Source organism: Caproiciproducens lactatisolvens (assembly GCF_052443335.1).
Classification (GTDB): Bacteria; Bacillota; Clostridia; order Oscillospirales; family Acutalibacteraceae; genus Caproiciproducens.
Window position 1 is genome coordinate 604,278 of sequence record NZ_CP195750.1, and the last position, 20,514, is coordinate 624,791.

Annotated in this window: 23 protein-coding genes and 1 pseudogene; 14 read left to right on the forward strand and 10 right to left on the reverse strand. The window is 48.4% G+C overall.

Annotated elements, in window-relative coordinates:
- Positions 1-58: 58 nt before the first annotated feature.
- Positions 59-334 (reverse strand): hypothetical protein, encoded by a 276-nt coding sequence (locus ACRQV7_RS02975; RefSeq protein WP_444659389.1) that lies wholly within the window; start codon positions 332-334, stop codon positions 59-61.
- A 262-nt stretch (positions 335-596) separates the two neighbouring features.
- Between ACRQV7_RS02975 and ACRQV7_RS02980 the strand changes: the two genes are divergently transcribed.
- The 5 genes from ACRQV7_RS02980 to ACRQV7_RS03000 all read left to right on the forward strand — a co-directional run bounded on the left by ACRQV7_RS02980 (position 597) and on the right by ACRQV7_RS03000 (position 4,934).
- Positions 597-812: a hypothetical protein gene (locus tag ACRQV7_RS02980; RefSeq protein ID WP_444659390.1), complete on the forward strand. Its 216-nt coding sequence runs from the start codon at positions 597-599 to the stop codon at positions 810-812.
- A gap of 50 nt (positions 813-862) precedes the next feature.
- The gene (locus tag ACRQV7_RS02985) at positions 863-1,300 is read left to right on the forward strand and encodes a hypothetical protein (protein ID WP_444659391.1); all 438 of its coding nucleotides are present in this window, start codon (positions 863-865) and stop codon (positions 1,298-1,300) included.
- Positions 1,301-1,367: 67 nt separating this feature from the next.
- Positions 1,368-1,709, forward strand: coding sequence for a hypothetical protein (locus ACRQV7_RS02990; RefSeq protein WP_444659392.1), 342 nt, complete (start codon positions 1,368-1,370; stop codon positions 1,707-1,709).
- Positions 1,710-1,918: 209 nt separating this feature from the next.
- Positions 1,919-2,122, forward strand: coding sequence for a hypothetical protein (locus tag ACRQV7_RS02995; RefSeq protein ID WP_444659393.1), 204 nt, complete (start codon positions 1,919-1,921; stop codon positions 2,120-2,122).
- Positions 2,123-2,198: 76 nt separating this feature from the next.
- Positions 2,199-4,934 carry a hypothetical protein gene (locus ACRQV7_RS03000; RefSeq protein ID WP_444659394.1) on the forward strand — a complete coding sequence of 912 codons (2,736 nt, stop codon included), beginning with the start codon at positions 2,199-2,201 and terminating at the stop codon, positions 4,932-4,934.
- 33 nt (positions 4,935-4,967) lie between these two features.
- Here the strand turns inward: ACRQV7_RS03000 and ACRQV7_RS03005 are convergent, their stop codons facing one another.
- Genes ACRQV7_RS03005 through ACRQV7_RS03015 form a run of 3 tightly spaced genes read right to left on the reverse strand, consistent with a single transcriptional unit; the run spans position 4,968 to position 6,585 of the window.
- Entirely contained in the window at positions 4,968-5,480 is a 513-nt protein-coding gene (locus ACRQV7_RS03005; protein ID WP_444659395.1) for a hypothetical protein, read from the reverse strand.
- Positions 5,481-5,496: 16 nt separating this feature from the next.
- A complete protein-coding gene (locus ACRQV7_RS03010) occupies positions 5,497-5,871 on the reverse strand; it encodes a hypothetical protein (protein ID WP_444659396.1) in 375 nt (124 codons plus the stop codon).
- 45 nt (positions 5,872-5,916) lie between these two features.
- On the reverse strand, positions 5,917-6,585 hold the full coding sequence (locus ACRQV7_RS03015; RefSeq protein WP_444659397.1) for an OB-fold protein: 669 nt from the start codon (positions 6,583-6,585) through the stop codon (positions 5,917-5,919).
- A 318-nt stretch (positions 6,586-6,903) separates the two neighbouring features.
- Between ACRQV7_RS03015 and ACRQV7_RS03020 the strand changes: the two genes are divergently transcribed.
- The 9 genes and pseudogenes from ACRQV7_RS03020 to ACRQV7_RS03060 all read left to right on the forward strand — a co-directional run bounded on the left by ACRQV7_RS03020 (position 6,904) and on the right by ACRQV7_RS03060 (position 14,250).
- Positions 6,904-7,707 carry a hypothetical protein gene (locus tag ACRQV7_RS03020; protein ID WP_444659398.1) on the forward strand — a complete coding sequence of 268 codons (804 nt, stop codon included), beginning with the start codon at positions 6,904-6,906 and terminating at the stop codon, positions 7,705-7,707.
- Entirely contained in the window at positions 7,704-8,960 is a 1,257-nt protein-coding gene (locus ACRQV7_RS03025; protein ID WP_444659399.1) for a replicative DNA helicase, read from the forward strand. Before ACRQV7_RS03020 ends, ACRQV7_RS03025 begins: the two co-directional genes overlap by 4 nt.
- A gap of 16 nt (positions 8,961-8,976) precedes the next feature.
- Positions 8,977-9,171: a hypothetical protein gene (locus tag ACRQV7_RS03030; protein WP_444659400.1), complete on the forward strand. Its 195-nt coding sequence runs from the start codon at positions 8,977-8,979 to the stop codon at positions 9,169-9,171.
- Between the two features lie 134 nt (positions 9,172-9,305).
- A complete protein-coding gene (locus ACRQV7_RS03035; RefSeq protein WP_444659401.1) occupies positions 9,306-9,668 on the forward strand; it encodes a DUF6711 family protein in 363 nt (120 codons plus the stop codon).
- A 24-nt stretch (positions 9,669-9,692) separates the two neighbouring features.
- Entirely contained in the window at positions 9,693-11,429 is a 1,737-nt protein-coding gene (locus ACRQV7_RS03040) for a hypothetical protein (RefSeq protein ID WP_444659402.1), read from the forward strand.
- A gap of 53 nt (positions 11,430-11,482) precedes the next feature.
- Positions 11,483-11,896, forward strand: coding sequence for a hypothetical protein (locus ACRQV7_RS03045; protein WP_444659403.1), 414 nt, complete (start codon positions 11,483-11,485; stop codon positions 11,894-11,896).
- 85 nt (positions 11,897-11,981) lie between these two features.
- Positions 11,982-12,956 (forward strand): BppU family phage baseplate upper protein, encoded by a 975-nt coding sequence (locus ACRQV7_RS03050; RefSeq protein ID WP_444659404.1) that lies wholly within the window; start codon positions 11,982-11,984, stop codon positions 12,954-12,956.
- Between the two features lie 20 nt (positions 12,957-12,976).
- A pseudogene (locus ACRQV7_RS03055) lies at positions 12,977-14,026 on the forward strand (GerAB/ArcD/ProY family transporter).
- Positions 14,023-14,250: a hypothetical protein gene (locus tag ACRQV7_RS03060; RefSeq protein ID WP_444659405.1), complete on the forward strand. Its 228-nt coding sequence runs from the start codon at positions 14,023-14,025 to the stop codon at positions 14,248-14,250. The pseudogene ACRQV7_RS03055 and the gene ACRQV7_RS03060 overlap by 4 nt, the downstream one beginning before the upstream one ends.
- 98 nt (positions 14,251-14,348) lie before the next feature.
- Here the strand turns inward: ACRQV7_RS03060 and ACRQV7_RS03065 are convergent, their stop codons facing one another.
- From ACRQV7_RS03065 to ACRQV7_RS03090, 6 genes are all read right to left on the reverse strand, one after another.
- Positions 14,349-15,143, reverse strand: a complete 795-nt coding sequence (locus ACRQV7_RS03065) for a glucose 1-dehydrogenase (RefSeq protein WP_444659406.1) — start codon at positions 15,141-15,143, stop codon at positions 14,349-14,351.
- Complete coding sequence (locus tag ACRQV7_RS03070; RefSeq protein ID WP_444659407.1) at positions 15,137-16,147, reverse strand: phosphotransferase enzyme family protein; 1,011 nt, start codon at positions 16,145-16,147, stop codon at positions 15,137-15,139. The genes ACRQV7_RS03065 and ACRQV7_RS03070 overlap by 7 nt, the downstream gene beginning before the upstream one ends.
- A gap of 8 nt (positions 16,148-16,155) precedes the next feature.
- Positions 16,156-17,409 carry a class-III pyridoxal-phosphate-dependent aminotransferase gene (locus ACRQV7_RS03075; RefSeq protein ID WP_444659408.1) on the reverse strand — a complete coding sequence of 418 codons (1,254 nt, stop codon included), beginning with the start codon at positions 17,407-17,409 and terminating at the stop codon, positions 16,156-16,158.
- Positions 17,410-17,442: 33 nt separating this feature from the next.
- Positions 17,443-18,249, reverse strand: coding sequence for an ABC transporter permease (locus tag ACRQV7_RS03080; protein ID WP_444659409.1), 807 nt, complete (start codon positions 18,247-18,249; stop codon positions 17,443-17,445).
- Positions 18,250-18,264: 15 nt separating this feature from the next.
- Positions 18,265-19,191 (reverse strand): ABC transporter permease, encoded by a 927-nt coding sequence (locus ACRQV7_RS03085; RefSeq protein ID WP_444659410.1) that lies wholly within the window; start codon positions 19,189-19,191, stop codon positions 18,265-18,267.
- Between the two features lie 128 nt (positions 19,192-19,319).
- Complete coding sequence (locus tag ACRQV7_RS03090; RefSeq protein WP_444659411.1) at positions 19,320-20,447, reverse strand: ABC transporter substrate-binding protein; 1,128 nt, start codon at positions 20,445-20,447, stop codon at positions 19,320-19,322.
- Positions 20,448-20,514 lie beyond the last annotated feature (67 nt).

The window sequence follows — 20,514 nt, forward strand, 5'->3', positions numbered from 1 at the left end:
TCCGTCGACTGTGAGACGTCTGGAGCAAATGGAGCCGGCCCCGCAACAATTCTTGTGATTAAGAAGTAATTACCCGTTTTGCTGAATCGCTATCACATATTGAGCTTGTCCAAGCCGATTCTCCTGTAAGTGCTACAACTAATAAACGATCGTCAGAGTCCGTGTATCGCTTTAAATGATCCCTTATTGTTGCACAACTATCAGAGGACGAAACAATCCACACGGATTTTTGCATGTTGCACCAGCCTGGATACTTTTTGATGGCATCAATTAAATCTGCATAATCTGTTTCGGGCTTTACTAAGTCATACGTAATTAATTTTGCATTTCCCATATGTACCACCACCTTTCCCTATAATTCTACATCTGAAAAGAAGCTTTTTCAAGAAAGGAATGATCTTTTTGCCGGAAATCAAAGTTGATAAGGAATTTCAATCCCTTATCCCTCCGCTGTCACAGGAGGAATACACGCAATTAGAAGCAAATATCGTGTCAGACGGTTGCCGGGACGCTCTTGTGATTTGGGACGGAGTTTTGATTGACGGTCACAATCGCTACAAGATATGCACTGAGCATATACCGAACGCAAATCCCGTATGTCGTGGCAGATCGATATCTACATGACCGGAGGGACACGGGAAACCGTTTCAAAGCAGATCGCGGCGGTTATTGCTGATGTTATGGAAAACCAGCTTCACCTAAAGCGTATTTCTGCAAAACCCGTTACGAACGCCGCAGACACTACCATTTACCGTTACACGATGATTTACAGTTGCAGTTTCGACGAGGAGCAGCGGCTGATTTATAGCTAATAAACGAGTGCGCTGAATTAAGCGCCTGGACTTTTCAGGAGGTATTACATATGCCTGAGACTGTTGTTGCAATGACCGATATAGGTATTCTGCTTTGCAAAAAGAATGCAGAGGATAAGTTTGAAAAGCTGGTGTCCGTTACCAGTACACCCGACACCGGCGGCGCTCCGTCGCAGATTGAAGTAACCGAGTTGGACAGTCAGTACAAGCAGTACGTTTCCGACCGGCCCGATACACCTTCGTTTGAATTTGAATTCAACCACACCGAAGCCAATTTCGCGGCGGTAAAAGCCTATGTGAGTCTTACGGAGCCGAAAGAATACCTGATCGTTTATCAGGACGGTTCCGGCGAATGCTTTACAGGAACCGGCGATGCGTGGATTAAAGGTTATTCGGCTGGTTCTGGCGGTAAGTGCGGACTCGCTATTAACGTATCCACTAAGTCCCACGTAGCCGATACTGCATCCATTATGGTCACAACCCCGTAATCAAGAAAATCTTAAGCCGCCTGCGTTTCCGTGGGCGGCTATAAATTAAATAATATGGAGGATATTTATGTCATCTTTTAATATTCAGGTCGGAGAAAACCAGTACGAAATTGAGTTTACCCGCGACAGCGTAAGAAAGTTTGAGGCAATGGGCGGTTCCATCAATAACGCCCGCGAGAAAATTCAGACTTCCACCGATGTCTTATTTTATCTTGGCTTGATTACCCACAACCCGACCATCAATCCGAACCTTGCTCAGAAGATTTGTGATAAGGCAATTGACGAATACGGTTTGGGAGAAGTCTATTCGACGCTTATTGACCCGTTTACCGAGGTTTTTATGCAGGCGGGGAAGAAGCCCGCGGGGAAAACCCTGAGAGTAACCCCGAAGGAAACGGAAACGGTCTAAAGCGGAGTTGGCACACATACACCGAATTCTTTGAAAAAGAGTTGCTCCCCGATGCTATAACGGTCGGCTGTTCTCCGCATGAGTTCTGGTATGAAAGCCCAAATCTGTTTTGGCTTCGTGTGCGGTCTTACAGGCAACGAAAAGAAGAAGAACTAAAGTTATGGCGTATACAGACAAACGCGTCCGCATGGATTCAAGGACAATATCTAATGCTTGCTATAGACTCGATGTTTCCAAAAGGCAAAAGATATCCCGAAAAGCCGTTGCCGATATTTCAGGAGCAAGAAGCTGAATCTCCAAAATCTATTGTTCAGAGTACGGAAGATGCTATTCGTGCAAGATCGAAACAGATTGACGATATGCTTTCCGGCAAAAGCGGACTTCCAAAAGTGATAATCGGAGAAAAAAGATAGTCACAAGAGAGTCCCATAGAGGGCCGTGACCGTATTGGTTGCAGCCCTCTTTTTTTAGGTAGGTGATATAAAACACATGGCAGACGATTTAATGATAGAGGTAAAAGGCTCAGCCCAAAGTGCTGAATCCGCGCTTGACCGGGTTATTACAAAGTTGACCTCACTACAGGAAACGTTTGAAAAACTCGCTCCTTCCTTGACGGCATTCACAGAAAAGATGAATTCCATTGCGTCCAGCTCTAAAGCCATTACGGGGCTTAAGTCGATAACTGACGCCACAAGCAAAAGCACATTGTCTGTAAAAGACGCAGAATCCCGCATGGCTATGTATCAGGCACGTCTTGACCGGGCAACCGTATCCATGAATAAATCTGCGGTTGCGTCTGCAAAATTAGCAGAAGCGCAGAGAAAGCTAAAAGAAGCCACAACTCAGGACGCAGAAACAAACGCTTTTCTGAGCAAATACAGAGATAAAGGTTTTACTAATGAGCCGAGCGCGGTTAATCGGTTCTCGGAACCTACTGCAACAGACGTTTTCACTTCAACCCCTCCGCGCGGTTCTTCGGCAATGGCTTCTGATTTTGTTGACAAGGCTGCTAAAACCGCCTCGATTCATTTCGATACTTCTCAGGCGACAAGCGCGTTAGATAAGGTAAACGCATACATAGACAGCCTTACCCCGTCCATCTCCAAAATGTCGGCAGAAGCACAAGCAAGGTTTGAAGCGCTGTCCGCTGAATTGACTCGTGTCGGTGCGCAGCTCGACAATCAAAGAGCGCTCTATACTCAGTTAGGAGCCGCAACAAAGAGCGTTGACGAGGGCAGCAGCAAGTTCTTGAGCCTTGAAAAGCGAATGCTGTCGGCAGACGGAGCAATCGATAGGCTGGTAGCAAAGTCGGATAAGCTAAAAGCGCAAATGCTGGGAATTAGCGATAGTGCTTCTAAAGCATCATTCGGGTTTTTGAATTTCGGGAATAGGGCAGAAAAAGCTACTAAAAAATCAACGTCCGGAGTTCAAAAGACTCTACAAATGATGGAAAAGATGTTTATCCGAATTATTGCGTTCCGTATTTTCAGCATGGTAACTCAGGGCATTGTAGACGGCCTTAACAACATTGCACAAGCAAGTACAAAGGCGAATGCTACTATGTCTGCTCTCAGCACAAGCGGACTGTATTTCAAAAACAGCGTTGCTTCCGCGTTTGCGCCATTGATTCAAGCGATAACTCCCGCCATTACGCAATTCATAGATACACTTGCAAATCTATTCAACATGCTCGGTATGCTAAACGCTCGAATTTTCGGCGGAGCAACATCTGTTACCGTAGCAAAAAAAGCAACGGTTGATTATGCTGCTTCGATCGACAAGGCAGGACAGGCCGCAAAAGAAGCACAAAGAAGTATCTTGGGTTTCGACGAAATAACTGCATTGTCTAAGCCAACTTCATCCTCTAATAACGGGATGCCAGACCCAACAGACATGTTTGAAACCGTCAAGGTTCCTGATGGGATAATCAGTTTCGGGGATAAGATAAAAAGCCTGTTTGGAGAATGGTCGTCTTATGCGCAACCTACAGTTGAGGCATTCAATAGGCTTACACAATCCTTGGAGCCGCTAAAGACTTTTGCCGCACAGGGACTTACGGATTTCTATAACGATTTCTTGAAGCCTGTCGGGATTTGGACTTTGGGAACCGGATTGCCGAGGTTCTTTGACATAACTTCTGCTCTCGTTAATAAGATCGATTGGCCCACGTTGAACGGAGCAATTGACACTTTGTGGAAATCTTTGGTTCCGCTGACAGAGGACGTCGGGGGAGGGCTGTTGTGGTTTTATGAGAACGCTATTTCTCCGATGGTAGAGTGGGCCGCAAACGACTTGATTCCTGCGGCATTGGACTTAGTATCTGCCGCTCTGGATGCACTTCATGTCGTAATTGTTGACTTGCAGCCGTTAGGGACTTGGCTTTTCGATACATTCTTAAAGCCGCTTGCAGAATGGACGGGCGGAGTTGTGGTTGCGGTAATAAACGATTTGACTAGTGGTCTTAAAGCGTTCTCTGCCTGGGCGAGTGCAAACCAGTCAACAGTTCAAAACATGGTAACTCTGATTTTGGGTTTCCTTGCTGGTCTGTGGGTTTATAACACAACGAAAGCTTTAATCGGATTTATACAAACTCTGGGTACGGAGCTTGCTACACTTGGAGCTAAGATCACCATAGCCGGGGCTGCTGCCACGCTGGCCAACGTTGGATTTGGCCTTTTAGCTGGCGCGGTTTTGCTACTTGCGACAAACTGGCCTAAGATGAATGGCATCGAAAAAGTGGTTGGAGTGTTGGGGGCAATTGCTATAGCCGCTGCCGCTGCTGCCGCCGCCGTTGGCGCATTGCAATCAGCATGGTCATTAGGTATCGCTGCCGCCGCAATCGTCGCCGGTACAGCCGCTATCGCATGGTCAATCCATCAGGCGAACGAGGACGCAAAAAGCAATATCTCCGTTCCGAAGATGGCAAGCGGCGGACTGTTTACCAGTTCACATATCGTAGAAGTTGGCGAGGGCGCTGACGATGAAGCCATTCTTCCGCTGAACTCGCAAGTTTTTTCCGGCATAGGCAGAGGCATCCGAGAAAATGGCGGTATTGTTAGCGGAAACGGAATTGATACCGAACGAATTATAGACCGGCTTGACAGCCTCGAACAAGCCATAAGTGGGATGAAGGTTGTTTTAAAGACCAACGACCGTACAATTGCAGAATCGGCAAATAGGGGGAGCGCAGGAATCGGAAGGCGCTACAGCCCCGTCAAGGCATAAAAAGAGCAGGCGGAAAGTTAACCGCCTGCTCTGCTATTCAAGATAGTATTCTGTCTTATCGTATAATTTGTTATCAACAAAGTTTATCTGAATTTGTTGCGGGCCGTTTTCGTTTTTCCACAGATAAGAAGTTACAAAATTTTCCGAGCCTCGCTCTCCTGATTCATAAATTTGTTTTCCAGACAACCCGAATAGATTTACAACATCCTCGTATGTCATTCCGGTTTTCAGTTTATCGTAAGTTGCTTTTGAAATAAATGAAGCTGGAATGGTTTCACCTGATAGTATAGACGAATTTTCTTTCGGTGGTTGGCTTGATATCACGGCAAAAGCATTGATATCAGGATTGTATCCGCGACTGTTGAGATAAGCGCCGTATCGCTCCGTCGCAACTAATGTCACGACAATAACGGAGATAATGATTATCCATGCTTTTTTGTGATGCTTTTTTACCGGCTGGCATGGGTATTGCCCATAACCACCGTATAGGTTATTTTGAAAATCATCTTGATTTGGTAGATGCTCCGGAGTTCCATAAGCTCCCATGATATTTCCTCCAAAATTATTTCAACCCAACTTGAACTTTCGATTGTAATTTAGGGGTTGCCCCTTGAAATGTCAAATTTGCGGCTGAACCAGTTAGAGATTCTCCATCCCATTTATAAGAAACCGTGTATATGTCAGACCCTTTTTCTCCCGATTCCGCTTGTAATTCTCCATCCCCGCCGATTATTTCATTGACTTGATCGTAAGTCATGCCGTTTTCTATTTTATCGAATTCAGCTTTAGTAATAGTCGCGGCTGTTGAAGATGGTGTTGTATTTGCTGGACTTGTAGGGTTACCACTAAATATTATTGCTGATATCACTATCGCCGCCACGAAAACAATTAACAAGAATATCACGCTTTGCTTTCTTGTGATTTTCTTCTTTTCCATAAATACCCCAAATCTCATAATAACACGTCATAAAAATTTTTTCATTTATTTCATAAGAGAGCATCCATTTAACGTAATAATTGTGCTTGCAAATGTTCCGCCGCATGTTCCTACGACCGTGACTTTTTGCCCCTTTTTCAGAGCAGCAACCGTATCGTCGTTGCCAAAAGACATTTTAATGCTTTTTGCTCCATATTCGTCTATGTTAAATGTAACATAAGGGTTTTGCGCTATATCTCGGTCTATGTTTGCGATTGTGCCAGTCAATATTAATTTTTTGTCTCTGTATTTTTTATCTGCGTTAATCGCGTTATCCTCATAATCTTTGTATAGCGCCTTATAGTCTACGGTAATTGCCTCTTCCTTAAGCGATTCAGAATTTTCCTTTTGTTCTACAGAATTTGTTCCTGCCGCAACCGCATTATCATTTCCGCTCGGTGTCATGATTGCAATAACTACAATTAGTGCAAAAAGTAAGAATATGGAACCGAAAACAACGCCTATGACTTGACTCGGGGAAAACTTTTTTCTGCGACTATTGTTCCATATGGAAGGATTTTTATATGCTGGAAACCGTTGCGGCTGTGATGGTATCGGTTTCCAATTATTCCAGTTTTCATGTTCGGTTGATGGATTTTCTACAGAGTTTGCCGGTTCACCACAATTTGGGCAGAAGTTTCCTTCAAATTCTTTTCCGCATTTTGAGCATTTCATTTCAATCCCCTCCACCCATATATTACCACAAATTGCTAAATTGTAAAGAAAAAAACGAGAGTAAAAACTCGTCTTTTTTGTCCCAGTAGCCTTATATTTTGGAAAATAATCTGTGCGTATTTCACAATATATAGTGAAAACACGTATTGCATTTCTTGTTTTGGGGAGTAAAATTATATCTGATCATAAGGGCGCTATCGTGATCTGAGAAAAGCTGCTTCCCGTAAAGCGGCCTGCGCCCTCTTTATTTTTGTTCGAGTTACGGGCTTTTGCAAAGCTGACTGACAGACTTTGCAGAAAGATATACGGGTGTCAAAAGTGATTTACAGAGTAGAAAGAAAAGAAAACCCATTCGTACAAGTTGACAAAGGGTTTATCAATGACACAAATTTAGGCTACAAAGAAAAAGGAATTCTCCTTTATTTCCTGAGCAAACCGGACGGATGGAAATTTTATGAGGAAGAAATAACTGCGCACTCTCATGATGGATTAACCGCCGTTAGAACAGGGATTCAATCGCTCATTAAATTTGGGTATATTGAGCGTAAACAGTTGAAGGCTGAACACGGAAAGTTCGCTGGATATGAATATGTTGTCAGAGAAACATCACCGTTATGCAAGATGGCAGAAGAAAAACCGTTTTCGGAAAATCCAATAACGGAGAATCCAATAATGGAAAACCCAATTTCGGAAAACCACACACTATTAAATAATAAAGTAAGCAAGAATGATATAAGTAAGAATGAAGTAAATAAAAAAGAAGCCGCCACGGACAAATTTTGTGGTCATGAGTTTTCGGAACCGATTCAAGAAAAATTAACCGAATGGCTTACATACAAATCCGAACGGAGAGAGTGCTATAAGCCTACTGGACTTAAAAGCTTCATGACAGAGGCTTCCAATAAGCTCGAGAAATACACAGAGGAAGATGTTATTTCCCTGATCGGGGAATGCATGGCAAATAACTGGAAGGGAATCTGTTGGGAAAAGCTAAAGGGTATGGAGAAACCGCCAGAGCCTGTTGAGAAACCAATACCACAAGAAATCCTTGACGCTCAAAAGCGGCGAGAAGAAGGTATTAAAAAGATCAAAGCTGGTGAAGGTTCTTGGAGGGATTTATGAGTGTTGAAGCTGAAATGTCAGTAATCGGGTGCATGATGCTTGATGAAGGATGCGCAAAAGAAGCGATTGACAAACTCGCGCCTGAAATGTTCTTAAAGCCAATCCTCCGAAAGATATTTGAAACTGCCACAGATCTATTTTGGAACGGGGATAAGGTGGATAACGTAACGCTGATAGCGAAACTCCCGGAGTACAAAACAACGCTTGTCAGGCTTGCGCAGTCTGTCCCGACGTGGAGCCACTTGAATGAATACATGAAAATCGTTATTGACGATTGGCGAAGATCGACGCTTGAAACCGCCCTCGCCGAGACGATGACGGAAAACAAATATAAATCCGCTGGTGAAACGGTGGACAGACTCAAAGAGATTGTCAAGCAGCAAGACGCGATTTTTAAATGTGAAGAGGACAACGGAATCAACTTCCGAGAAGCGGCACAGCAATTCATGGATTGGTTGCACACAAATCAAGAGGACATTACAATTAGAACCGGATACTCACGCCTTGATAACGCAATGGGAGGATTTCTGAAAAAGTCCGTATGCGCCTTGTGTGCCAGAGCAGGACATGGGAAAACAGATTTCGCCTTAAACCTTGCGGTGAATATAGCGAAAAGAGGGAAAAAGGTTCAATACTTCTCAATGGAAATGCCTACTCTCCAATTGATGCAAAGGATTTCCTCGCAGCTTGCACATATTGACGGAACAAAAATCCGAGACAAGAATCTTACTCAGGAAGAATCGGAAACAATTGAAATAGTCCTGGACTCCTTTGAAAAAGAAGGAATTTTCAATTTTGTAGATGAAGCGAAATTATCAGTGAAGCAGATCAGGCATTATGTTGACCTGTTCAAGCCAGACATTATCTTTATCGACCACATTGGGTTATTGGAGAGGCCGAACATAAAAGACTCCTATCGCTCTCTCGGGATGGTTAGCAACGAAATCAAAAAGCTTGCACTTGAAAAGAATATAGCTATTGTTGAGCTTTCGCAGATGAACCGGCAAATCGAGAACCGAAAAGAGAAAATTCCAAACCTTGCCGACATTCGGGAGTCGGGCGACATTGAACAGGATTCTGATTATGTCATGTTCGTACAGTCGGATGATCTTGAAAACAATCAGCTGTCTGGTGAGGCGTGGGCTGATACAACAATCCACTTGCTGAAAAACAGACACGGAAGGCCGGGTAAATTTCAATTTCATTGGCAACCACAATTCCATACGTTTTATGAAGTCGAAGACAGATATTGAAAAGGAGAAATTGATTATGGTAAACGGTAAAAATCAGGAAAAAATCAAGGCACAGACAAAAGCATGCGAGAACGCGATAAAAGACACGATTGCATGCTTGTCGAGTGAGGGCGAGATAGACAGCGGTTTGTTTCACAGCTTGTTGGATGCAAAGGATGCCTTATCAAAGTATTGCAAAGCAAACGGGGTTTACGAAAATTATCTTTGGTAGGGAGAGGGATAATATGCAATGTGATTGAGATCGAATAAGTAAAAAGAATAACACAGAGCGCCGCAGAGTGCCAGTTGTTCGGATTAACCGAGTGATTGGCACTCTTTTTATTTTGCTTTAAGGCGGTGCTTAAAATGGCGTTCTTTAAAATCAACGGTATTTCGGTTAAAACTCCTATGACGGTAACGTGGGGACTGTCCGATATTTCCTCAGAAGATTCCGGGCGTACACGGGACGGAACCATGCATAAAGATGTTGTCGCGCAGAAGCGGACGCTAAAAGTCAGATGGGGGGATATGAGTTGGACGGAAGCCGCTGGCATTGCGCGGTTCTGTAAAAGGGCTGGCGTTCAAGTGACTCTTACGTTTCCGGACATTATGGAGGGAACGATTATATCCAAATCTTTCTATACCGGCGACATTGAAGCCCCTTATCGGATGTGGACAAATCAGGCACAGCGTGTGCAGTACATAAATTGTGATTTCATCGAAATTTAATTTCAGAAGACAGGTGGGTATAAATTGTACCATACATCAGTATTATATAAAAATCTTGCTCATAAAGACGGGCGGGATTGGAACGCAAAAGCAAGAGTGGTTTTGAAAGACGGAACCGAGCTGCAATTAAATGATAAAGATTTCATGGTCGGAGGGATTGAGTGGAATGCCGCAACGTCCGAACAGGGAACGTTTACGGTTGGTGCGGCAGTTATCGGCGAAGTGGTTCTTACACTAAACAATTTCGAGGATAAATTTTCTCAATACGACTTTACAGGGAGCGTCATTTATCCGGAAGTCGGGCTTACAACGCAAGTGCATTGGCGGGACGGAAAGATCATTGAGTGGATACCTCTTGGGGTTTATACTGTTGACGAAGCCCCGACAATCGGCTCGACGATTCAGATCACCGCTTTAGGAAATCTCAGCAAGCTGGACTCCCCGTATTCCGCAAGCCAATTGGAATATCCTGCTACACTGGCTCAGATAGCTCTTGACGTGTGCAACAGGCACGGTTTAACGCTTGCAACGACTACTTTCCTTAATTCGGATTATGTCGTCTCTACGAAGCCAGAAGATAACTCTATTACAGACCGAGAAATCATGTCGTACATAGCGGAGCTTTCAGGATGCTTTTGCAGAGAGACAAGAGCCGGAGAAATCGCATTCGCGTGGTATGACTTCGATAGGTTTTTAACTCCGCTGCCTGACGGAAAAGAGCCGCCCGCAGAAATCAGGAAGTCAAGCGAATACAACATTGAAACAAGCGATATCACCGTTACGGGTGTACAGATTATTCCGAGGGAAAGCGACGGGAATCAATACATTTACGGAACCGAGGGATACGTTGTAAAGATTGAGTACAATCCGCTGGCACAGGAAAATTTGCAAGAGTTGGTTTCAAGTGTCGGAGAAAAGCTTGTCGGAATGACGTTCACGCCTTACACTGTCACTACGCTTTCAGACCCTTCACTTGACTGTGGGGACGTTGTGCTCGTCACAGACAAAAAGGGCATCATCCACCAATCGTTTATTTCAAATGCGGACTTTGCCATTGACGGATATGAAATATTTTCAGCAGATGCGGAATCCCAAAGCAAAAACCAATCGGTCAGATTCAGCGGAGCGGAAAAGGCACAGGAATCAGCAGACAAGGCAAATCAGGGAGTAGCGGAGGCAAAGGCATCTATTGATGTACTCAACGGCGAGATTGTCCTTAAGGTATCAAAAGACAGCGTTATTCAAGCGATCAATCTGTCATCAGAGGGCATAAAAATAGATGCGACAAAGCTTGATATACATGCTTACGTCACATTCACTGACCTTGCTTCAGATGGAGCTACTACGATTAGTGGGGGAAACATCAAAACAGATCGGATAGAATCGCAGGGCGGGGAGTGGTGGCTTGATTTAGAAACCGGGAAGGTATATCTAAGTGACGGAACCTTTAAAGGAACAATCGTTTTTGGGACAGATGGATATTTAAAACAAGATAGTACAACGGGAAAAATAATTTTTACGGGTGGAACATACGGTTCTGGAATTGAGATAGATGGAGGAAACGGAGGGATTAGGCTTAAAACCGGAGGAACAACCGGGGGTGTGACAGAATGTGACGACCTTGAATGTAGATCGTTATCCATAGACGGGAATCACATACCATCTAATGGATATACCGGAAATGTTGGAATACAACGCTCTGATGGCTCCACAAGAACACTGCATTTTACTCATGGAATTCTTGATGATAACGATGCATAAAACATTGACTATTTCTTCGGATAAGGTATAATAATATCAGAAGGTGGATAATTATGGAAAAGGTCAATAAAAATGTAGTTATTATATGTCTATCGTTTATTATTGCATTGCTTGTGGCGACGGCGGCGCTTAAAGATATTGAATATAATAAGCATTACTATCCGATGCAACATTATGAAGTATCATGCTTAACAAATGCAGTATACAAACTGTCTGATAAAAATACTGATGAGCAAAGACAAAAAATCATCAGTGACATAATGCGACAGCGTGGAAAAAACAAAAATGAATCAAATGTTGTTGACGTATTAGAATCAAACCCTGACATATATGGTCAGTGGGGAGAGGACGATATTAAAAAACCAAAATCAACAGATCAGGAAAAGTACGAAAAAGCACAAGCGGCAGTGGAAAAATTCATTACGGAAAACAAGATTTCAGTTATAGGAATACCTCCAATAGAATAAAACAGAATATCCAGAACGTCCAGAACGTCATTCATTAATTTGAGTGGCGTTCTTTTTTAATTGCTCCAACACAGGGAGGGAGAACATGACAAATACAGACATTAAGCTCAACGCATGGAATCTGAATTATGAGTCTCAAATTGCGGTGCAGGGAGAAGTAAATTCCAGAACACTGACCGTTACGCTCATAGACAAAGTGGGTGTAGAAACTTACGTCAGTAATGCAGAAAGCGTTGACAGGCCGATTGACCTTACCGGCACGGCGGCAAGACTCTATGTCATTAAGCCAGACGGAACAAAAACATTTTCAGACGGAACAATTGAGGATGCGGAAAACGGAATTGTTTCATTTCTTCTGCCTTATCAGGCCACAACGGCGGCGGGTAGCGCAGACTGCCAAATTCTGCTTACAAAGTCGGACAATTCTGAATTGAAAATTGTCGGGATGACGCTTGACGTACTCCCTTCAAATTTAGAGGGAGCAATCGAAAGCACAGACGAGTTTTCCGCGCTCGTTGTTGCCCTAAACAGTATTCAAGCATCAATAGAACAGGTAAATCAAGCCGTTTTGGAGTCGCAAGAAGCTGTAGAGAACGCCAATACCGCAATATCCGGGGCGAACACGGCGAGGGATAGCGCCAACACGGCGGCGGGGCTTGCAAACGAAGCGGCAGAAGCGGCGGAAACGGCAACAGAAGCTTGCGTTACCGCTACGGAGAACGCCAACACCGCGACCGGAAACACCAACGCGGCAATCACCAGCGCAAATTCGGCGACTACAGCAGCGAACACAGCGGCAGATCGGGCAAATGAAGCGGCACAAAACGCCGAAGATGCGATTTCGGGGCAGCTTGACCCAGCGATAGATGCGCGAATCGCGGCAAAGATGAATATCGCTGGTGGAGTGGCAGGGTACGACAACGCCGTTGCGCATTATTCCGACACGGTGGCGCACGTTACTCAGCTTTCCTGTACAAAAACCGGCACAGTCTACGCGCTCACGGGTACAATCGCAGCATCCGGGGTACCGTGCTGCGTTCCGGCTTCATCATCAGTGTGACCCGGCAGGACTCCTGGGCGATGGCCATTACCGGTTTTTTGCTCACTCTCCCGATTCTGGCTGTCTATACCGGTCTGCTGCGAAAATTTCCCGGAAAGAACCTGATCGAGATCGACGATATTGTATTCGGTCCGGTTTTTGGGAAAATTCTGTCTGCTTTGTACCTGTTCTTTTTTGTGTCGCTGGCCGCGCTCAATACCCGCGATCTTGGAAACTTTGTGGCGGGCTATATGATGCCGGAGACCCCGATCGCGGCGGTTACCCTCGTCTTTCTGGTCGGGTGCGCTTATGCGCTCCGCAAGGGAATTGAGAACCTTATGCACCTGTCAGTTCTTTTTACTATCATTGCCATGGGAGCGCTGGCCGTCAACTCCATTCTGCTGCTCAAGGACGTGCAGCCGGAATTTCTGAAGCCGTTTTTTTAACTGAAATTCCCCGAATTCGTTCAGGGAACGGTTTCTGTGGCGGCGGTTCCAATGGGAGAGATTTTGGCCTTCACAATGATCACTCCCATGCTGGAAAAGGGCAAAAAAGCCGGAAAGCCCCTTCTGCTGGGATTAGCTTTGTCGGCCGCGTCCATGGCGTTTGTCATCATGCGCGATATTATCACGTTGGGTCCGCTTGTCGCGATCGTGTCTCTGCCGTCCTTTGAATCGATGCGTTATGTAAGCCTTGCGGGTATCCTCACCCGGATGGAGAGCATTTATGCGGTGGTCCTTGTGATTCTGTTTTTATTTAAGGTAAGCATCCTGCTGTATGCATTTGTACTGGGATTAACCCAGATGCTGGGCGGGAAAAGCCCCCCGCAGGCAAATCCTGATCACGGGGGACAATCCTGCGAAACGGAACAGCTGCGGGGGCAGCACAGCGCTCCTCCGCTTATGCTTATCTCCGTGGCATTCGTGTTTTTCTATTCGCTCTTTGTTTTCGAGTCCATGATGGAAAATATGAATTGGGGCGCAACGACGGCTCCCTTTTTCTCGCTGACCTTTGAGTTTTTGCTTCCGGCCGTATCCCTGCTGGTAGTCTGCCTGCGGAAGATTGGCAAAGCGCAGGAGGTGAGGGCATGAATCTGCTGCTGGTAATCATCGTTTTTATCGGCATCGCCCTGCTCGATCTGCCTGATATGATCAAAAACAAGCGTTGGCGCGATCTTGCCATCTATTCGGTTATTTTTCTGCTGGTGTTCGTACTTGGGACGCTTATGGCTTTCGATGTCAAGATACCAAGCCCGATCAAAGCGATCCAGGCGTTTTATCAGAATGTTTTGCATCTGAGCTTCAAAGCGTCCTGATCATACGACGAAGCGCCCATAGAACCGAAATCCGGTTTTATGGGCGCTTTTAACACAGACCGTTCACAGAGAGCCTGACACAGGAAACGCTTTTCTCATTAGGGGGTCTTTATCCCCATCACGTTTGTCTCCGGCAGCAGATTGCCCCCGTCGATCACATTTTCCGTGCCGGTAATATACGAGGATTCCTCGCCGGCGAGAAAGGCCGCCAGCTTTCCCACCTCTTCCGGCGCGCCCAGACGGCCCATCGGGACTCCGGCCGCGATACCTTCCAGCACAAGATCGGGATTCCGGGGATTGGTTGCCGCCGCGCTCCTGCGGACATTCGGCGTTAAAATAAAGCCGGGGCAGATGGCGTTGACCGTAATCCCGTCCTTCGCCAGTTCTACCGCCAGCGATTTGGTAAACCCGACCAGCCCCGCCTTTGTCATGGCGTAAGCGGTGTATCCCGGGTCGCTGACATAAGGGCCCGTCACGGAAGCGATATTGATGATGCGTCCCCACCGGTTCTTCAGCATACAGGGAAGGACCGCCTTTGTCACATTCCACGTGCCCTTCAGGTTGATGTCGATATGCCGGTCGCGCAGTTCATCCGGAAAGGCCTCAAACCGGGACAGCTTCGCGATCCCCGCGTTGTTGACCAGAATGTCGATGCGCCCGTATTGCATCAGCGCGCTTGCCACTCCGGCACTTACGCTTTCCCGGTCTGCAATGTCCATTTTGACCGTCGCTGTATGGAAATTTTGCCGGTTCAATTCCTCCGACGCGGCTTTTGCCTGCCCGGAACGGCCGGCCAGGATAACGAAAGCTCCCTTCGCGGCCAGCTCGCGCGCGATTCCAAAGCCGATTCCGGACCCCGCGCCGGTCACAAGCGCTACTTTTCCGCTCAGCACACCGCCGCCGCCTTTTGTACGTTCCTGCGGACAAATTCATAGGCCATGCGGCGCGTTTTTTCCAGATAGTCCGCCCCGACCGTTTTCGCCGTGTCGCTTTCCCTGTGGCTGCCGAGCCACGCCAGCCTGACAATGCGCCGCATGAGAACAAAGGTGGGCATTTCCGCGAAATCCTGTAAAGAAAGGCAGCGCACCGTCTGGTAGCCCTGCAGCCACGCCTTGCAAAGCTCTTCCAGGCCGTCGCTGTACTGCACCAGGCTGCATCCTAAATCATACAGGAACCATCCGAAGCCGCAGTCGTCGAAATCGATGATCTGGAGCTTCTCGCCGTCCATAATGATGTTGGACAGATGCAGGTCCGAATGAATCAGGCCGTAGCGGTCGGGCTCCTTGCCGTAGGCGGAAAGCCGTTCTTCGATGATCGCCGAGGCCTGTCTGAAAAGGATCCTGTCCTTCCGTGTCAAACCAGGATAATCGCTCCAGGACCCCCAGCGGGCGTTTTCGCCCAGCAGGTTTTCAAAATCCCAGGCGAACCGCCGAAGGCGGGCGGTTTCCGTCTCCTTTTGCACCTGTGTGTGAAGGATGGCCGCGGCCGCGCCGACCTGGCGTACTCTGGAGAGCAATTGCTGTCCGTGCAGTTCGCAGACTGCTTCGCCGGGAAGAAAGGAGAACAGGGAGCAGTTGTACTCCACTCCGCTTTCCGGGGAACGGAAGGACTGCAAAGGGCTGCCGTTCCTGCCGGAAAACACCTGTGGTACGGCGAGCTTTCCGCCGCGGCGGATCTGTTCCATCCACTGCAGCTCGGCGAGCAGTTCCTCCCGGGTATGATATCCGGGCCGGTTCACGCGCAGAACGGCTTTGCGTGCGGGAGAAGCGACCGTTAAGGTCAGGTTCTCCGAATTCTTGAGAAGCTTGATTTCCGCATGGTCCGGGAAAAGAAACATCCGCTCGAATTCCCGGCGCACAGTTTCCAAAAGCACCTCCGGTGTGTCTATCCGTTTCAAGATTGCGATCACCTTCCTCTGTAATTTTGGTAAGCTTCTTTTAGTCCCTCGTCCATTCTGGCAAAAAGCTCGTCGATAAATGCACGGTCGCACAGCAGCCCCACCTTCATCTGCAGGGTTCCGGGGTGCAGGCGGGCGTTGTGCGCCCATACGCCGTGGTCGTAAAGCGGCTTTGAGACGGATACGCTGGCATCCTCACAGTCAAAATCCAGCCCCAGAATAACTCCGCGCTGGGAGTACCCGGTCAGGAAGCCGGGGTATTTTACCATCAGCTCGTCGACGCCGTGTTTCAGGGCTCCCTGATTCCGAAGCACATTTTCGACCGTAGAGGGGCGCGTCGTCATCTCGAGCACCTTGGCGGCCACCCTGCATCCGATTTCGGAGCCGCCGCAGGTGGAGCCGTGCAGGCGCCCGATCTCAAACAGCCATTTTCCCGCCGTCCGGTTCATAACCGTCGCGGAAATCGGATAAATTCCGCCGCCGAAACCCTTTGCGGTCACCAGCATATCGGGCACGAACCCCTCGTGCTCAAAGCCCCACAGCTTGCCGGTGCGCATCAGGCCGGTCTGCACCTCGTCCGCGACATACAGCGCGCCGTACCGTTCGCAAAGCTTTTTTACCGCTTTGAGATAACCCGTCTCCGGCAGGGGAAAGCCGTAGGTGGCCAGAATGGTTTCCACCAGAACGCAGGCGGTGTCCTCCTTTTTCAGCTCCGCTTCCATGGCGCCGATATCGTTGAGCGGAACCTGCACAAAGGCGTTCGGTTCGCCCTCGCAGTGAAACGGCAGCTTGAACATGTCGTCCCCCGCAGAGACGGAAAGCCCCGTGTGTCCGTGGTAGCAGCCCTTGATGGAAATCACCTTTTTCCTGCCGGTCGCGTAACGGGCGCTCTTAATGGCGACGTCCACCGCTTCGCCGCCGCAGGTGGAGAAAACGGAATAGTTCAGGTCTCCGGGACAGAGCTTTGCCAGCTGTTCCGCCAGCTCCGCTCTTGCAATGGATGGGAAGTGATGATTCCCGACATCGAATTCCTCCGCCGCCTGAATCATCGCCCCGATCACCTCGGGGTTGCGGTGCCCCAGATTGTAGGTGCCGCCGTTCAGATGGATGTCGAGAAATTCCGCGCCGTCCATATCCCAGAAGCGGTAGCCCTCCCGCTTCCCCATCACAAGGTCGATCCCCTTTTTGTGGAAATCCTCCACCTTGCTGGGGTTCCAGTACTCTCTGCTCTTCTGTAAAATTTCCGCTTTATAATCTGTCATTGCTTTTCCGCCCTTGCTGCAAATTTTTATCGGTCAGTCGTCGTCTAATACGGTTTCTTCCTGAATATTGTATTTCGGTTCGCGGCCGAACAGGGTTTTCGCGTTGGAAAGGAGCATGACTGCCGTGATGAAAACAATCACGATCGCCGCTATGGCGGTAATGGTAGGATCGAGCTGCTGATTCAGGCCGTCCCAGATTCTCTTCGGAAGGGTCGTGATCTGCACGCCGCAGAGAAATTGCGTCACGATGATCTCGTCGAACGACGTGGCGAAAGCGAACATCGCGCCGGAAAACAGCGCGGATTTGATCATCGGCACGGTCACGCGCAGAAAGGTGAGGAGGCTGTTCGCTCCGAGGCTGCGGGACGCCAGCTCGTAGTTCGGGTTCAGGCCGGACAGGCTGGCGAGCGCCGTGCGGATTACGAACGGAACCGCCATCAGGACGTGGGCGATCAGCAGCCCGCCGAAGGTGCCGGAAAGGTTGATTCCCGCTTCAAACCGGTAGACCGCGATGCCGACGATAATGCCGGGCACCAGCATGGGCATCATAAAGGTTTCGATAATGGCGTTTTTGCCCCTGAATTCCGATTTGGAAAGCCCCTCCGCGGCGAGAATCCCCAGAATCAGTGAAAGAATCGTTGTAAGGATCGCCAGCTCAAAGCTGATTTTCAGGGCATTCACCCACTGGGCGTTGCCGAAGAACGCCTGATACCACTGCGGGGAAAAGCCCGGAGTCGGAAATTCAAGATACCGGGACGAGCTGAATGACATCGGTACGATAATCAGTACCGGCAGGACCAGAAAAAGCATAATCAGAGCGGCGACAATCCATAACATCATCGATGCTCCTCCTTTCTACCACAGTTTTTCCACATGCATGACTTTTTTGGACAGGAACAGAATGAGATACGTCAGAATCAGAAGCACGACGGAAATAGAGGAAGCGAACGGCCAGTTCATCAGCTTGTTGATCTGTGCCTGTATGGTCTGCGATATCATCACGTTTTTGGTCCCGCCCAGCAGGGACGGGGTGATGTAGTAGCCAATACTGCTGACGAAAACGATGATGGAGCCGCAGGAAACGCCGGGCATGCTGAGCGGCACGAAAACCCGGAAAAAGGTATAGCCTTTTTTCGCCCCCAGCGTGCGTGACGCCAGAATCAGATTGCGGTCGATTCCCTGCATCACGGGGTAGAGCGAAAGAATCATATAAGGGAGAAGAATATGCGTCATGCCGACATAAATGCCGAGCTCGTTGTGCATCAGTTCCAGCGGCTGCTGAATCAGGCCGAGAGTCTTCAGGATGTCGTTGATCACGCCGTTGGTCTGCAGCAGGATCATCCACGCGTAGGTGCGCACCAGCAGGCTGGTCCAGAAGGGAATCATCACGCCGATCATAATCAGGCAGCTGATCCTTTTGGAACAGACCGTCATGGCGTATGCCACGGGATAGCCCAGAACCAGACAGGCCAGGGTTACGACGATGCTGATGCGGAAGGTGGTCGCAATCACCTTCAGGTAGACGTCGCTGCTGAAGAATTTGACATAGGAATCCACGGTCAGGGCGCTCTGGGCGCCCGTAAAGCTGAGCGCAAGAATCTGCAGCAGCGGGAAAATCAGGAAAACCGCAAAAAACAGCGCGGGAGGGATAATCAGCATCCACGGCCTGAGCAAATTTCTTCCGGGCAGACCCCTCCGCTCCGTTTTTTCGTCTTTCACCGTCTTCGCCGTGTTTTTATATCGGACTCCGTCCATCGCGACTTCAAAATCTTTTAGCATCATAAAGCCCTCCCGCTGTGTTTTCAGCTAAGCTGTAAAAATTGGTTCGTGTTTCTTCTTATTACGGAAACGGCAGTCCGCCGCGGTGCTGCGCCGCGGCGGTTTGCCGTAAAGACAATCGGGTCAATACGTCAGCTTAATTTCCATTCCTGGAAGCGCTGGTAGACGGCGTCGTAATTGTCGACCCACCATTTTACATCGTAGTAGACCTGATTTTTTACCTTTTCCGGTGAGGACGCCAGCTTGTCGACCTGTTCCTGCGTCATAAGCTTGTAGGCGTCCGTGTTGCAGGGAGCGTTGCCGGGGTACTCGATCGCGTAGTCTGCCACAACCTGCGCGGAGGTCGCGAATGCGATGAAGTCGTTTGCCATCTCAACGTTTTTCGAGCCTTTCCCGATCACCCAGGAATCGCTGGTGATGATCGCCTGATTCCAGTCATATTCCACCGGCTGGCCCTCTTCCTGTGCCTTGATGATACGTCCCGCCCAGACCTCGCCGAGCGGGTTGTCGCCGCTGGAAACCAGCTGGACGGACTGGGAACCGGAATCCCAGAAGGTCTGGATGTCTTTTTTATGCGCGTCCAGATATTTGAAGGCCCGGTCCACATCGAGCGGATACATTTCGTCGATCGAAACGCCGTCCGCCATCAGCACCGCTTCCAGCATGGACATCGGGTTGGAGTACAGCGTGCGGCTGCCGGGAAATTTCGCGGTGTCAAAGAATTCCGTCCAGTTTTTCGGCCGGTTCGATTCGGAGAATTGATTCGTATTCCACGAAATACAGATCGCGGACATTTCCGACGGCACGGAATATTCCGTTATGAAGTTCTCAACCAGACCGTCTTTTTTGATGACATTGAAGTCGAGCTTTTCGAATAAGCCCTCTTTTTCACCGCGGAAAGCAAAGTCCGTGTCAACGTCCCATACGTCGACCTCCATTTTTCCCGCCTGAACCGCTGCTTTTACCTTTGCGGGGCTCGGATCGGTATCTTCCACGATGGTGCAGCCGGTCTCTTCGGCAAACTTATCGAAGATCGTTTTTTTCTGTGCCGCCTGAATCGCGCCGCCCCAGCTGCAGACCGTCAGGGTTTTTCCGGCCCATTTTTTCCCGCTGGACGCTCCGGCGGCGGATGCGGAACCCGCTGCGGAGGATGTGGCGGTCTGGCTGCCGCCGCAGGCGGTCAGGGAAAGGAAAATGGTTCCGATCATTACAGCGGAAAGGACCCGGATCCCTTTTTTCGCATTTGCACTCTTTTTCATCGTTGTAGCCTCCTCTTGTTTCGACAGAATGTGATTCTCCTCTATATAGAACATAGACAGTTAAGCG